The following is a 13,526-nucleotide window of genomic DNA, read 5'->3' on the forward strand; positions in this document are numbered from 1 at the left end:
GTTATTCATTTTTTCCTTTTGCGCTCAGTGTATTTCTTAAAGCCACCGTGGCGGCCGCTCGCCTTCCTTTACGTCAATCGGGCCGGCGCGGTGATCTCGGGGCGCCCATGCGCGACGATGCAGCTCCAGAAGATCGCGAGCCATGCTCTCCGAGTCTTCAGCCGAGAAGTGCAGTTCAATCGGCAACTGGCGTGCGGCGTCTTCGTCGATGGCTACGACCAGCGTGATATCGCGATAGCCCGGTGCCTCCGAATGCGTCACATAGCGGGCGTGATAGGGTTCGCCATGAACCGGCGCCGGCTCCGGCGCGGGGCGCTTGTCCAGATTCCAGCGCGCGATTATCTGCTGCCAGCGCTGCTCACCGCCAGGAAAATAGCCGTGCACTTCAACGGCCGGCCGGTGATCGAGTCGCAGGACGGCGAGACAGTGCTCGAAGAGATCCTCGTCCAGCACCCGCAGCGCCGTGAGGTCGAAACGGTAGTCGGCGCCGTTGTACAGGCCCGCGAGAAATTCCGCGACGGTCTCTGCCTGTTCGGTGCTGCCCTCGGCAACGTCGACGAGCTGCAGGAGCGAATCGAGGCCGCGGTCGCGATCACCGGCGCGAGTCTCCGCTGCGCGCTGCGCGGGTGTCTGGCCGCCATGCGCGTTCGCAAAGAATTCCGTGACGGTGTGCTGGAAGGCCTCAAGGAGGTGCTCGGGCACGTCACTGGTGATTCGGTGTGTTTTCGGGCGGGGCGGAATGTTCATGGTGTTACCTTGATGGTCCGGAATAGGGGGCTTCGACTTCGTAGCCGCGTTCGATGGTACAAGCGGCGATGCTGAACGACACCGTTGCATCGAGGGCATCGGCCAGCGCAAGCCGGCAACCATGCCGCGGAAATATTCGCTACTGTACCCAACGCCAGTTCCTTGCGTCCGTTCGCGCCAGGCCACAACCATGTGTGCCTTGAGAGGTCCCAGTTCGTCGGTGCCAGCCGTAAATCGTTCTGCCTTCCATGTCTGGTCCTGATGAGTCGGTCCGTATATGCGATCGTACGACAGCGCCGGCCTCTGCGGTCCGCAAGCCGATCCAGGATCCAGCCCCCACGGCTTCGCCGCGGAGGAAACACGCAGCCTCCGGCTGCTTGACGACCCCGCCCCCGGTCTGCCTGCGCCGAACCGGATCGTCCCGGCGCTACTGCGCCGCGCCGGCGCTCTCCCCACGCCTACTGGCGCGGGTCCCCGTGCGCCTCGATCCGGGCGCGCCGGCGCGCGCGTGACGCCTGCGGTTATCCGGGCTCAAGGTTTGGCAGGAAGGGGGTTCCCTTTCCGGATGGCCGGGACGCCCATGCCGCTGAGGCTATTCCGGGCAGGCATGAGCCGGAAGGAACCGCCGCAGCCCAGGGTCTCAGCGTCAACTCCTGTATTGGTCAACAGCCCCGGCATGAACCGGGGCCGACATGGATTATTCCTGACGTCGCGCGAGTTGCGCCCGCTTGAGTTCGCCCGGAGCGCCGAAGTCGAAGTTATCGACCGTGAAGTTGTAGCCGTAACGCTCGATGCCTTCACCGTCCGTGAAATCGTTGTTCGACAGCTTCGCCTCAACGATCAGTTGATCGCCCTTCAGAACGTTTCTGGCGATAGCCTCACCGCGCGAACCAAAGGCGGTGAACTGGATTCTCACCTGACGCTCTTTCGCTTCGCCGCTGCCTTCGTCGCGACCGGCGTACTCGTTGGAAATCAGTGTGAATTTCGTCACCTTCGAATCACCGTGATTCGAAAGCACCGGGGCGGCGGCAACACGGCCAGTAAAGAAGAGTTTGTTCATGATTTGTACTCCTGAAAGTTTGAATGAAAGAGAGGGAGACGTTCGTTAGAATCGTGGCTCGGGTAAGGCAGGCTGCGGCGCGCGGGGCGGCACACGATCAAACTCGGAGAGCGCATTACGGGCTATCGCGCGCAACTCTTCACGGTGCATGTCGATTGGGTGCCCGTCGCGGTCCAGCATGTTGGCAATCCGGTCGAGCGCTTCGGCGCAGCGCGCGGCGGCATCGGCGGACAAGGCCATGCGGAACAGTTCCGCGCGCACCAGGGAACGATCGCCGTATTGATAGACGGCCAGCAGCGGAAGGAGGGCGGTCAGCCACGTTGGGCGGATGTGAGCGGTATCCATGTCGGTTTCCATAGTAAGGTCATGCCCGGCCCGAAGGCCGGGCGCACCTGTCAGCCGCGCAGACGGCACAGTTCGTCGGCAAGCACCCAGAGGGCGCGGTTGAGCCTGATGTTCTGGTCAATGCCGCTCACGGCGCGGGTTGTGGTGGCCCGGCCAGTCGCATTACGACCGCGCAGGCCGCCGTTGATCATGTTTTCCTGCACACGATTGAATGTCGTCCACAGGTCCGGTGCGCGATCCTCCATGCGATGCGGTGTCAGGAGTTGACGTTCAGTGATAGGCGCGGGCTTGTCGTCGTCGTACCGCAGCGTAAGCGCGGCCCGTGCGAAAGCGGTCTGTTCGCCGTCGGTCAACGCCAGACCGGCCATCCCCTCGCGCTGCTGGGTCGCTGCCTCGAAGCTGTCGAGCACCTTGAACGCTCCCTCGATCACCTGACCGATCACGTCGCCCTTGTGAGGCACGCGGATATCGCCCATGGTGTCTCCGCAGACCATACCGTTCTGGCACACGAACCGGAACATCCCGGCGAGCATCTGGTAGCTGCTGCTGCCATCGTTACGCGCAAGAGAAAAACGATGGACATCCGCTGCGGCCTTGAAAATACCGGAGTCAGCTGTCTGCCAGGTGTCCATCTGATTGGAAGTAAAAGTGGACAGAATGGCCGTCGGAGTGTCCATCTCAATCTAGCTCGAATGCAAGGGCAGGACGCTACCGCCACGCAGCGCGGCCAGTTCTTTGCGCAGGCTGAATACCTGTCGCAGTAGTGCGAGCTCCCGGGCCAGCGACTCGTCAAGCTGTGCCTGCAAATCCTTTGCATCGCCTTTCGCGCGGTTCAGACGATCGTTCAGTTCAAGCTTAGGTCGCTCGGCTACGGCGTTGGCCGCGTCGATCGCTTCGATCAGTTGAGCGAACTGCGGGCGCGACTTCTTGATGCAGCCCTTCTTGCGGCCAGCCTCGATCGCCACAGTGTCGTTGTTGATACGCGCACCCTTGCGCTTCTTCAGCCGCTCAAGGGCGGCGTAGTAGTTGGCCATCGTTTCGCTCATGCTACCTCCGGTTTGATCAGTTTCTCCTGCACATCAAGCAGTCGTTGCAGCGTCCGGACCTCGATACGATATTCGACGCTCGCATCGTCGACAGCGCGCAGCTTCCCGACCGTAACCTGCTGCGCCTTGATCACGCGCTGAAGCTTCGACGGCACGACCACGAGGTTACGGCAGTTCGACTCAAGACAATCCAGACGCATCCAGTCGAGCGGTGTCGACTTGCACGGTTCGATGCTGGCACAGCCGCCCAGCACCGTCTCGCGGTACGCCAGCTCGCCCTTCCTGAACATCCTCACCGTCTGGTCGCGCGAATAAACCGACACAGGCGAGGCCTGCACGGCACGGCTCTGCGTCCACGCTGCGTGCCCGCCGAACAGCCGCTCGTCGGAGAACAGCACCTGCTGGGCGTATGCAAGGTATTCGGACAGGCTCTGTGTCTCAACCCATTCCTTCGCGAAGTGGGTCCTGTCGATGTCGATGAAGCCCTTCGCGAACGCCGAGCCGCGGGCGTAGTACATGCTCATTTCCTGCGTGATGTGCTGCAACTGACGCTTGAGCGTCGGCAGTGTCACGAGTCCGCTCCGATGCGCGTAGAGGGCCAGGGTCCGGCGAAGCTGGTGGCGCGTGAACGGCCACTGCTGCCCGGGCGCGTACTTCGGTTCGTCTTCCCACGCGCGGTGCATGTCGACACGCTTCAGTTCGGCAATGTCCTCGACCGTGATTGTCGGGAAGACGCGCTCACGAAACGCTTCGACATCGAGATGCAGGGTACTTGCCCCACGGTTTGCCACGTACCCATAACGCAGGCCCATCCGGCAGAACAGCAGGTGTGACCCGTCCGTTGATTCGGCGTAGCTCGGTGCGCCGTGCGCACGGTGAGCCTCGCCCGACAGCCGCTGCGCAAGCCGGACGGCACGAGCAGCGAGCGGGCTGGTCACCCAGCGCGCGCGCCTGGGACGACCACCCGACAGCTTGGTTGTGACGCCCTCGATGGCGTAGTGCGTCATGCCATCCAGACGGGTCTCGCTCAGGCAGTCGTACGGCAGGTTCTCCGCTTCCCTCGCGCGCATGCCGGTGAATGCCAGGATGACAAGCTGGCATAGCGCGCGGATCGACGCCACAAGCGACGACACGACGTAAGGGGAGTCTTTGCACCCGAAGTGCACAGCATTCGTTGCGACCGCTGCAGAGACGTCTGGATTCTCGCCGGCGTACACGCGTGCGAGGTAATCCGACAGGATGTCAGCGACGTCCTCAGCGACGCCGAGGTCATGCTCACAGGTCGACAGGAAGTGCTGATAGATCCGCGTCGGGATGACAGGGTATTGTGCGTATTCAGCGCGTTGCGCGAAGCGTTCGAGCAGAGGCTTATGTAGTTGGGCCAGCGGCACACACAGTCCGGTGGTCCCGACGCCCAGACGGTGAAGCTGCACCAGAATCGAATGAAGGCGTTGGGCCTTCCTTTCCATCCCCGCTTGCGCCACATAGTCCAGAACAATGGGGACATTGGACAGCCCCTCGTAGAGCGTAAGCTGCCGTTCGGCGGCAAAGAATGCGAATTCCCTCAGATAAACTGAACGAGCCTGAAGCGTACTGGACGCCGGTACCATATCGGTTGCTTCATGCATCAGAAAGTACATGACCTGCTTCCACTGACGCGTGGTCGCCTCTGAAAGAGCACGGTTCACGCCGTCAGGCAGGTGGCCCCTAAAATGGAGGCCGGTGCTGCGCGGCCCAATCGCGTATGCGCCGATGCCCCAGGCGTCGTCACCAAACAGCGAAACGGCGTTCCCAGCCTTGTCGCGCGTGACGACCGTATCATCCTCGATCCGATACCAGTCGGGGCGCTCTGCGATCGGCGTGATCAGCGTGTTGTTCATGCCACTCCCAGTTCGTAAAGCTGGTCGAGCTTGGCCGACCAGAAAGCGTCCAGATTCCCTTCGATATCAACGTCGTGCTCAATCTGATCGACCAGCGCGGCGTCGCGCTTGCGCAGCTCATCCAGCAGGAAGTCAACGCGCCGCAGCACGGCGCCGAACGATGTGTCGTACTGCTCGATCGAGTCAGCTCGCCCGCTCACGAGCCTGACGCAGTGACGGCAGCTCAGCAGCTTGCGGATGTCGGCGGCGTCGGCGTGCACGCGGTACTGGTCGCAGAAGAGACACCCTTCGGTCGAGCGGCAGTCAGGCTGTACGGTGACTGAAGCCGCGATCGGCGCAGGTTTGTGGAACTCGATGCAGACGCCCACCGCGCTCCTGATGCTGCCCGCCGGGTCGTTGCCGGGCTTCAGCACGGTCTTCTCGACCGAAGCGAGGAACGCGCCCATCTCGGCCTTGTGAGCGGCGTCCGTGCCGTTCGAGTATGAGCGCAGCGCCGTGGCCAACGAGTGGCCCATCAGTCTGGCTGCGACGACAGGGTCGTGGTTGCTCACCGCCCAATCCTGCTTCGCCGCACGCCACTGACGTGCGGTAATGCGCGGTAGCACGATCCCGAGCGTATCGAGTCGACTGTAAAGCTGAGCCAGAAATTGAGTTGGGAGACCCATTGGCCGTCGTCGCTTTGCGTAATGTCCGGCTAGAATGAACAACGCGTCGCAGTCCGCGTTCTGCACCAGATACTCTCGCAACGCCAGGTACGTCTTGAGCTTCGGCATGAAGCCCAGCGAGACGGTGAACGTGACCCCCTTCCCGCCTGCACGGTACTTGATCTCGCGAAACGTCTGACGTACAACCGACGTATCCTGCAGGCTCTCGACAAGCTCCGGGCTCCACTTCATGGCCAGCAGTTGCGCGAGGTTGACGCCCGTTTCGGCGAGGAACAGCGCGGCGAAGCAAAGGGTCGCCATTGAAGCGTGCGAGCGACGGATCGCTGACTGCGCGTCCTCGTTCGCAGCCCTAAGATGTTTAGCCGCAAACGAGGCGATCATCCACGCACGCGCACGAGGATCTTTAGCGCCTGCCGCAGTCATGTGCGTCGCGATTTCCTCCCGCGTGCGCAACCCTCCGGTCTCCAGGTTCCAGCCAAGCAGGTGGCCGTGCAAGTTGTCGTCTTCACGACGGTGGTGTCTGTGCGGAACCAGGCAAAGACTCTCGCCCCGCGCCGTGCTCACGCGCACCGGGTACGGCTTGAAGTCGAGCACCAGGGTGCTGATGCCGGTGAAGAGCGCGTCAGCCCACGCGAGCAGGGCGGCTTGTGCCTCGGTGTCAGGCACAGCAGTCGGCACAGAGGCATCCAGTTGGCGGCGCAGCACCCTCGCGTCGGTGCAGAAGTCGTCGTTTCCGAAAAACTCACGGAGCATCGACAACAGATTACGCTGATCGTGGCCGACGGAATTGCGCTTCAGATTGCCCAGCGAAACCTGTTCGCGTTTCTCGCGGAAGTAGCGATGAACTGCCTCCGCCGTAGCCTTCTCGTCACAGAGCACCTGATGCAAGCCATGTCTGTCTGCCCAATTGACGAAATCAAGCACGACGCGCAGCGCTATCGAGATCGTCGCCGGACGCATCGCGCCAAGGGTCATACGCCCGGAAAGCTGCGTTACCAGCATGCGTACGACCCTGACGCGTTCGATGCTGAAGCTCAGGATATCGAAAGTTCGTCGCGCGCGGTGCGAGCTTGACGTGTCACGCCTCAGGTAGCAGATCTGCCCGATATCGGAACGGCTGTTCATGCCTTCCCACTTGAGCAGCGCTCGCTCGGGGTGCAGCAGCATTGTGCCCTCCGCGAGCGGCATGTGCACTTCGTCGTAAAGGCGGTTCATACTGTCACCGCAGTGTCGAGGGTGCGTGTGACCAGCGTCGACAGGTGCGCACCCCAGCTATCCTGAACAGCATCGAACAGCTTACGATTCTCGCGGTAAGCGAGGTAGCGCTCGGTCGTAGATGGTTGTACGTGCCACATCAACTGTCGCAACTGATCGAGCGCCCGCGTGTAGCTCGTCTTGCTCGCTGTCATCGCGTCGACCGTATTGAGCCCAAAGGTCGCTCGCAGGTCGTGGTAGCTGAACTCATACCTGGGGTTGCCGAGCTGCACGCGCATCATGGGCAATAGTTCGTCCCTGATGAACTGGCGAACGGCCTGCCCGGTCTTGACATGGCGGCGCACCTGCGGGCCGGTGCTGAGCGGGCCACGCGACCCGCGGTCCTCGTAGAGCGGCGCACCGCGATGGCTCAGAAAGAGCGGCTGTTCGAAGTGATCGCCGCCGTCTGCCAGTTGGCGACGCTTGCGAGCCCGATCGCTGTGCACATAGATGTAGAGCCGCTCGTAGAAACCGCGCGGCAGGTGCAACACGCCCTTGACATCGCCCTTCGTGTCGATACCCGTACCCAGCCCGCAGGCGAGACGTATGTCGCCGCCGTGAAACTCGCCCGGCTTGCGCATTACGTGTTTCGCACGCACGGTCAGTACCGTCTGGATGCGAGCGCCAGTCAACAGCGCGAACAGATGAACGAGCGTCATCTCGGAATTGCCGAGAGTGGCTAACGATTCGAGCAGCACCGACTGCTCGGATGAGGGGAGCGGGCGCAGGCGACCGCCGTCCTGAATGTGATCGTCCCACGGGTCATCTGCGCGCCGGCCACTGATCGACAGGTCGGTGGCCTTGACCTCGATCGTGCTGCTGAAGCCCTTCTGGTCCCTGAACTCGATGAAACGGCCAGATTCGACCCACGGCGCGTTCGCAGGCTTGAAGCCCGCTTCTGCCATGAGCCAGCGATAGAAGCGCACCACGGCGCCCATACGGCGCCTGGCAACACCCGGAGAAAGTTCACCAGCCTGCACGGCCAGCCTGATCGAGGCGCTGTAGCGGTAGGTTGGGCGTTGCCGCTTGTTCGCGGGGAACGTCAGCCAGTCGACGCCTTCGTCATCCAGGTAACGACGGAATGCCACCAGGTCGTCAGCGATGCTGGCGAACGTCAGCATGTTGGGCGAGGACTTCGACTCCATCATATCGATGAGCCAGAGGTTCGCCTCAGCCCACGGCGCGCCGTCCGCGAGCCGGACAACGGGAAAAAGAGGGAAGCTACCTGCGATCCACCGAGGACGGGCGTCGCGCCGCTTGCCGGTGTCGGGGTCTGCGAGCGGGACCGTGTGATAGATGGTGCCGCCCTTGGGCGTGGTGATGCTGATCGCCGCCGCACCTGGAGTGTCGCGGTTAGCGACCTCGGTCAGTGCCAGTTGCCGGATGGTGGTTCGTCTTGCCGTCATCGCCGAGATCCTCGCGCCGTGTTCGTGTTGATGGCCGTTTTAAAGCAGCCTGAGAGTATCGGGAAATCGCTCTTGGCTTGCGCATACGTCGTGACTGTTCACGAGGATGATTTCGTTCGCTTCACGGCCCGTTATCTGGTCGGCGTGGCGCAGGCGGACCAGATGTTTGGTGTGTGCGCGCTTGTCGTCGGCGCGTACGCGGGTCTGACAGACCATGAAGGGCTGAAAACCTTCCTTGCGCAGGCCGTCCAGTACGTCGCTGGTTGGAATGTAGGTGTACCGTTCCGAGCGGCTTTCGTGCGCAGACTGCGCGAAGATCGACGGCGCAACTTCTGCAATCTCGTCATTCGTCAGCGGGTGATCGGAACGTGTGCCAACTGCGTTGCGGCTGAAGCGGCTTGTGAGGTAAGTGGTGTCCATGCTGTTCTCCAAAGTCGGAATCAGCCCCAGCCCGCAGGCCGGGGCTGGCCGGTTAGTCGATGGCGCGGAGGATGTTGGCGGCTTCCACGTGCTGGGCCGCATGGGCGCGCAGTGCGTGGTAGTGCTCAATGATGCGGTCGTCACCGCACAGTTCAGCCAGGTGGCAGAGCGCGAAGAGCGTGACGACGATGCCGAACGCGTCGGCGCCCATCATGTCGTTGTAACCGTTCATGTGCCACCGGACATGCAGCCGCCCGCATTGCTCGGGAGCCATGTAAAAGCCGCCGTTCGAGAGCTGGAAGAAGGTCCACGAACCACCGTCGTAAGCGCTGGCGAGACGGCGCGCCCACTCGTACACGAGCGTCTCGCCACGCAGGTAGTGGGAGCCGAGGTAGTGCGGCAGGAAGTTGAGGCGCAGTTCGTCGGGCACAACAGACGAGGTGATCGCGTCAACAGAAGTTGCTTGAGTCATCGGTTTTTCTCCGGTTAGTGACCGAAAACAGTTCGGCCTCAGTTCTTAGTATAGGGCACATTGCCCTATTAACAAGGCGATTTACTGGATTGTTCTGAATTTGTTTTAATCGAATCCGCTTGTTGATTATTAATTAATATGGATCGCCATCTTTATGTATAGGGCAATATGCCCTATCATGGTTGTGAGGCCGGAGCTACTTCTGGTCACTAACCGGAGAAAAACCGATGGAAGCAAATGAACAAAAGGCAGTCGTGGCAGGCAGCAGCGTCCCGAACATGCTGGAAACCAGCTTCGGTAACGATGCGCAGATTGAATACGTCCCGTACGGAAGGCTGTGCCGCTCGCCGCTGAATGTCCGCAAAAAACCACCGACCGGCATTGAGGCGCTGGCCGGGACGATTGCCGGGAAAGGACTGGTTCAGAATCTCGTGGCGCACCCTGTCAAAGGGTCGCGCGCGAAGCAGCCGAAGCTCGGCGTCTGCGCCGGTCAGCGGCGTCTGGCCGCTCTCGATCTGCTGTTCTCGCAGGGAAAAATCACCAAGGACTTCCAGGTGCCGGTGCTGATCGTGAGTGAGGGCGAAGCCGTCGCCGCATCGCTGATCGAGAATCGCGCGCGGGAGGACATGCATATTGCTGATGAAAGCGTCGCGTTCCGGCTGCTGGTCGAGGAGGGCAAAAGCGTGGCTCACGTGGCCGCGTTTTTTGGGACCTCCGAGGTTGCCGTACGGCGAAGCCTGAAACTGGCGAGCCTGTCGTCAGCGCTGCTGGAAGCGTTCCGCAACGACCAGTTGGATTTTGAGCAGGCCGCGACGCTTGCGCTGGCCGACGACCACGAAACGCAGGAGCGGGTGTGGGCTGATGCGCGCGCGCCGTGGCAGCGCACACCGCGCGAGCTACGCGCAGCCATCACCACCAACGAAATCGACGCAAGCCGCAGCCATCTGGCGAAGTTCGTCGGAATCGAGGTCTATGAGGCGGCAGGGGGACACGTGCGCCGGGACCTTTTCAGCGATGCGGCGAACGCCGGGTTTATCGCTGATCCGGACCTGCTGCACAGGCTGGCGACGGAGCGTCTTGTCGTGGCCTCACAGGAGACTGGGCGCGAGGGCTGGTCGTGGATCGAGACCAGGACGCGCCGCGACTATAACGAGATGGTCGGCTTTGCACGTCTGCACTCGGTGTCGCGCGAACCGACGCCCGACGAGCAGGCGGCGCTCGATGCACTGATCGTGAAACGTGACGCCGCAACCGACGCGCTGAATGCGTATTACGATACGGACGGCGAGCCGGACGAGGACGAACAGGAGCGCCTGGAGGACGCCGCCAACGCCGCGAGTGATGCGGTCGACCTCTATGGTGAGCGGTTCGAAACGTTCGATGTCGACGACATGAAGCGGGCCGGTGCGTTTGTCGTGATCGACAGTGACGGGCAACTGTCGGTCGAGCGCGGCCTGATTCGCCGTGAGGACGCGAAGAAGTTCGCGGGAGGCGCAAACGCGGTCGCAGGTGCCGCCGTCGGCGTGGCGGCACCGAAGAAAGCCAAGCCGTTGCACGGCGAAAAACTCTGCCGCCGCCTCACCGCGCATCGCACGGCGGCGATTCAGGCGGAATTGGCGCGGCAACCCAATGCCGCGCTCGCGGTGCTGATGAGCCGGATGATTCCGGTCGTGTTCGAGGATGTGTATGCGCGGGAATTTGCGGAGTACGCGATCCGCATTGAGGCGCATACGTCGCGCGACCGGTTGCTGACCGACGCCGACGACATGGCCGACAGCCTCGCGTGGAAGGAGATTGAGGGGGAGCGCGGGAAGTGGGCGCGCATGCTGCCGGATCGGACGGCAGAACTGCTGCCGTGGCTGCTGGCGCAGGAGTCGGACATTACGTCGAACCTGTTTGCATTCTGCGTCGCGGCCACGCTCGATGGCACCAGTGATGCTGATCGCGCGCACCCGGTGAACGAACTGGCCGACCTGCTCAATGTTGACCTGTCGTATTACTGGAAGCCGACGCGGGCGAGCTACTTCGATCACGTATCGAAGGCCCGCATTGTGGACGTGGTCGCAGCGGCTGTCTCGCCGGAAGCGGCGGCGGACCTGCAGGGCATGAAAAAGGGCGACGCTGCAGCGGCGGCAGAACTGCGGATGGCCGACAGTGGCTGGTTGCCCGAGGTGCTGGCGAACCGTGAGACACCCGAGCGCCGGTCATACGGCCGTATCAACGCGGATGATGTTGCGGAAGACGCAGACGAAGGCGACGGGGACGGTGAAGGCGACGAAGCGGAAGCCACGGAGGAAGCACCGCAGGACGCATAATCACGTCATGTCATGAAACGAAGCCCGGGTCACGCGCCCGGGCCATGTGTCGCCTTCCTTCCTGGCCGCCGTTCGCACGACCCCTGCCAGATGTACGGTCAAAAAAGGAGCCGGGACCGCCAAGTAACGGGCAGGCCCAGCTCAACCAACACACGCCGAGCGGATCGGACGACCAGCCGGCTATCCTCATAACGGCATGCCAGGCGAAAGCCTGAACGCCCCTTTGCTGCCAGCAATTTACTGCGCTTCGCGACCACCGGGCGGATTGGCGCGCGCCTGCGCGCCCGCATCGAGGCCCACGGGGACCCGCGCCAGCAGGCGTGGGGAGCGGGCCGACCCGGCGCGTAGCGGCGGGGCGATGCGGTCAGGCCTTCGGTTTCTGAGGGTATTTGCGCTTCAATTCTTCAATGTCCGCACTGGTCACTTTGGGCTGGTCGTACTGTTGCGCGTACAACTTGTTCAACTGGATCTTGGGCATGGTCGGGTTTTCCGCCCGTAGTTGCTCCATCGTTTTGCGGCCCTTGCGGCTTTGGCCACCGTCTGCGGTTTGAGCCTGGACGTTGACCGGAGACCGGGCGCTGTCGTCGTGTGCGGGCGTGTTTATGGCGTGCGATGAAGGGATGCCAGGAGTACTACCGGTGGTGGCGGTCGCGCTGCGTTTTTTCCGGATGCGATAGAGCGCAGACTTGAGACCGGTGATGCGAAAGGTAAAGCCCTCGGCTTGCAGTTCGCGCAGGATCGAGGCGAGCGACAGGCCGCTATTCAGCGCCTGCTCGATGACGGGGAAGTAGGCGTTGAGGCGGGCGGTCTGGGAGCGTTCGTGCGCGTGGTCGTGTAATTTTCCCACGCGGCGCGCAAAATCGTCGAGAGCCATGCGAATTGCATCCTTTGTGAAGTCCAGTTGCATCCTCAATCGGGGAAGTGCATCCTATCCGCATTCTAGCTGCCGTCGTGGTGGTGTTCAACCGAAGCCGCTGTGCATCTTTGGCGTGATACCTGTTGATTCCGATGCCGGAGCGAGGCACGTCGGATATGTTTACACAATGCTACGCATTGCATAAAATATCTCGTGCCAAAGGGGCGCGCCCCTTTGAAACCCCCGCGGCTATTGCCGCGCGGAAACGCCGTCGGGCCTTCTGGCGCCGACTTCCAGAAGGCGGTCGCCGGGACGAGGAGCGATGGCGGAATTCAATGTGCGCGTCGCGTTTCGCGGCGAACTAATCCCGGTGCTGCGCATCGCCGTCGCGGTTGCCGAAGGGCATGCACGGTTGACGGCGGCGATGGACGACGAGCTCGCCATCGTGGATTTCGACCAGGACCCGGAAGAAGGCGAGGTGTGGATCGATCTTTTCAGCGACGCCGGCCAATGGCTGCTACATGAGTGCGCCCGCTTTCATCGTGCGGATGCCGGCGAGGCGTTGAGGCGTTACTTCACTGTAAGTGCGGAAGTAGCCAAGGTCTGTCTGGCCCGCGCCAACGTGGCGAGGCTCTACGCAGAACATTGCGCGATCGTGGAAGAGTGGACAAAGAGGAATCAAGCCGATGCCCCGAGCGAAGACTAATGGCGGCGCCGGGCTGGGCAAGCCGATCGCGTTCCGGTTATCGGATGCCGATCGTGCGGCCTATCTCGAAAAGGTTGCGGCCTCCGGGCTGAGCCAGTCGGAATTCTTTCGTCAGGCGGTGCTGACCAACCGCACGCAGATCGTCGCGCGGCCGAAGGCGAGCACCGACCGTAAGCGCCTGCTGTACGTGTTCAACAAGACGAGCAACAACCTGAACCAGATCGCGCACCGGGCGAACTCCGAACATGTACGCGGCAAGCTGTCCGAGGTGACGTATGCGCAGCTGCTTGACCAGTTGCAGATGATCTCGCGATACCTGAAAGCGACGCTGGGCAAGGTCGACTGACATGGAGA

12 protein-coding genes and 2 pseudogenes are annotated in these 13,526 nt (G+C 62.2%); 3 read left to right on the top strand and 11 right to left on the bottom strand.

Annotated elements, in window-relative coordinates:
• Positions 1-36: 36 nt before the first annotated feature.
• The 10 genes and pseudogenes from AC57B6_RS10085 to AC57B6_RS10130 all read right to left on the bottom strand — a co-directional run bounded on the left by AC57B6_RS10085 (position 37) and on the right by AC57B6_RS10130 (position 9,295).
• Positions 37-747, bottom strand: a complete 711-nt coding sequence (locus AC57B6_RS10085) for a DUF7673 family protein (RefSeq protein ID WP_496421184.1) — start codon at positions 745-747, stop codon at positions 37-39.
• Positions 748-1,444: 697 nt separating this feature from the next.
• The gene (locus tag AC57B6_RS10090; protein WP_496421185.1) at positions 1,445-1,807 is read right to left on the bottom strand and encodes a single-stranded DNA-binding protein; all 363 of its coding nucleotides are present in this window, start codon (positions 1,805-1,807) and stop codon (positions 1,445-1,447) included.
• A gap of 45 nt (positions 1,808-1,852) precedes the next feature.
• Positions 1,853-2,152, bottom strand: a complete 300-nt coding sequence (locus AC57B6_RS10095; protein WP_496421186.1) for a hypothetical protein — start codon at positions 2,150-2,152, stop codon at positions 1,853-1,855.
• Positions 2,153-2,202: 50 nt separating this feature from the next.
• Positions 2,203-2,718: pseudogene (locus AC57B6_RS10100) on the bottom strand (DUF932 domain-containing protein); the annotation flags it as partial.
• Positions 2,719-2,835: 117 nt separating this feature from the next.
• On the bottom strand, positions 2,836-3,198 hold the full coding sequence (locus tag AC57B6_RS10105; RefSeq protein WP_496421187.1) for a hypothetical protein: 363 nt from the start codon (positions 3,196-3,198) through the stop codon (positions 2,836-2,838).
• Positions 3,195-5,078 carry an integrase gene (locus AC57B6_RS10110; RefSeq protein ID WP_496421188.1) on the bottom strand — a complete coding sequence of 628 codons (1,884 nt, stop codon included), beginning with the start codon at positions 5,076-5,078 and terminating at the stop codon, positions 3,195-3,197. Before AC57B6_RS10110 ends, AC57B6_RS10105 begins: the two co-directional genes overlap by 4 nt.
• Positions 5,075-6,958, bottom strand: a complete 1,884-nt coding sequence (locus AC57B6_RS10115) for an integrase (RefSeq protein ID WP_496421189.1) — start codon at positions 6,956-6,958, stop codon at positions 5,075-5,077. Before AC57B6_RS10115 ends, AC57B6_RS10110 begins: the two co-directional genes overlap by 4 nt.
• Positions 6,955-8,403 (bottom strand): site-specific integrase, encoded by a 1,449-nt coding sequence (locus tag AC57B6_RS10120; RefSeq protein ID WP_496421190.1) that lies wholly within the window; start codon positions 8,401-8,403, stop codon positions 6,955-6,957. The genes AC57B6_RS10115 and AC57B6_RS10120 overlap by 4 nt, the downstream gene beginning before the upstream one ends.
• Positions 8,404-8,445: 42 nt before the next feature.
• Positions 8,446-8,823 (bottom strand): annotated as a pseudogene (locus AC57B6_RS10125) (DUF932 domain-containing protein); the annotation flags it as partial.
• Positions 8,824-8,875: 52 nt separating this feature from the next.
• A complete protein-coding gene (locus AC57B6_RS10130; protein ID WP_496421191.1) occupies positions 8,876-9,295 on the bottom strand; it encodes an antirestriction protein in 420 nt (139 codons plus the stop codon).
• Between the two features lie 227 nt (positions 9,296-9,522).
• Here AC57B6_RS10130 and AC57B6_RS10135 point away from each other — a divergent pair, with 227 nt between their 5' ends.
• Positions 9,523-11,610: a ParB/RepB/Spo0J family partition protein gene (locus tag AC57B6_RS10135; RefSeq protein ID WP_496421192.1), complete on the top strand. Its 2,088-nt coding sequence runs from the start codon at positions 9,523-9,525 to the stop codon at positions 11,608-11,610.
• A 364-nt stretch (positions 11,611-11,974) separates the two neighbouring features.
• Here the strand turns inward: AC57B6_RS10135 and AC57B6_RS10140 are convergent, their stop codons facing one another.
• Positions 11,975-12,484, bottom strand: a complete 510-nt coding sequence (locus AC57B6_RS10140; protein WP_496421193.1) for a hypothetical protein — start codon at positions 12,482-12,484, stop codon at positions 11,975-11,977.
• A gap of 304 nt (positions 12,485-12,788) precedes the next feature.
• On the opposite strand from AC57B6_RS10140, the gene AC57B6_RS10145 reads away from it, so the two are divergent.
• Both AC57B6_RS10145 and AC57B6_RS10150 read left to right on the top strand, forming a co-directional pair.
• Entirely contained in the window at positions 12,789-13,172 is a 384-nt protein-coding gene (locus tag AC57B6_RS10145) for a hypothetical protein (protein ID WP_496421194.1), read from the top strand.
• Positions 13,153-13,518 (top strand): plasmid mobilization protein, encoded by a 366-nt coding sequence (locus AC57B6_RS10150; protein WP_496421195.1) that lies wholly within the window; start codon positions 13,153-13,155, stop codon positions 13,516-13,518. Before AC57B6_RS10145 ends, AC57B6_RS10150 begins: the two co-directional genes overlap by 20 nt.
• Positions 13,519-13,526 lie beyond the last annotated feature (8 nt).

It is taken from the genome of Paraburkholderia sp. BGA-UO-ETr-F12 (assembly GCF_059567945.1).

Coding starts and splice junctions, on each gene's coding strand:
- AC57B6_RS10150 (WP_496421195.1), top strand. CDS start 13,153: ATGCCCCGAGCGAAGACTAATGGCGGCGCCGGGCTGGGCAAGCCGATC.
- AC57B6_RS10110 (WP_496421188.1), bottom strand. CDS start 5,078: ATGAACAACACGCTGATCACGCCGATCGCAGAGCGCCCCGACTGGTAT.
- AC57B6_RS10120 (WP_496421190.1), bottom strand. CDS start 8,403: ATGACGGCAAGACGAACCACCATCCGGCAACTGGCACTGACCGAGGTC.
- AC57B6_RS10115 (WP_496421189.1), bottom strand. CDS start 6,958: ATGAACCGCCTTTACGACGAAGTGCACATGCCGCTCGCGGAGGGCACA.
- AC57B6_RS10140 (WP_496421193.1), bottom strand. CDS start 12,484: ATGGCTCTCGACGATTTTGCGCGCCGCGTGGGAAAATTACACGACCAC.
- AC57B6_RS10105 (WP_496421187.1), bottom strand. CDS start 3,198: ATGAGCGAAACGATGGCCAACTACTACGCCGCCCTTGAGCGGCTGAAG.
- AC57B6_RS10135 (WP_496421192.1), top strand. CDS start 9,523: ATGGAAGCAAATGAACAAAAGGCAGTCGTGGCAGGCAGCAGCGTCCCG.
- AC57B6_RS10090 (WP_496421185.1), bottom strand. CDS start 1,807: ATGAACAAACTCTTCTTTACTGGCCGTGTTGCCGCCGCCCCGGTGCTT.
- AC57B6_RS10095 (WP_496421186.1), bottom strand. CDS start 2,152: ATGGATACCGCTCACATCCGCCCAACGTGGCTGACCGCCCTCCTTCCG.
- AC57B6_RS10130 (WP_496421191.1), bottom strand. CDS start 9,295: ATGACTCAAGCAACTTCTGTTGACGCGATCACCTCGTCTGTTGTGCCC.
- AC57B6_RS10085 (WP_496421184.1), bottom strand. CDS start 747: ATGAACATTCCGCCCCGCCCGAAAACACACCGAATCACCAGTGACGTG.
- AC57B6_RS10145 (WP_496421194.1), top strand. CDS start 12,789: ATGGCGGAATTCAATGTGCGCGTCGCGTTTCGCGGCGAACTAATCCCG.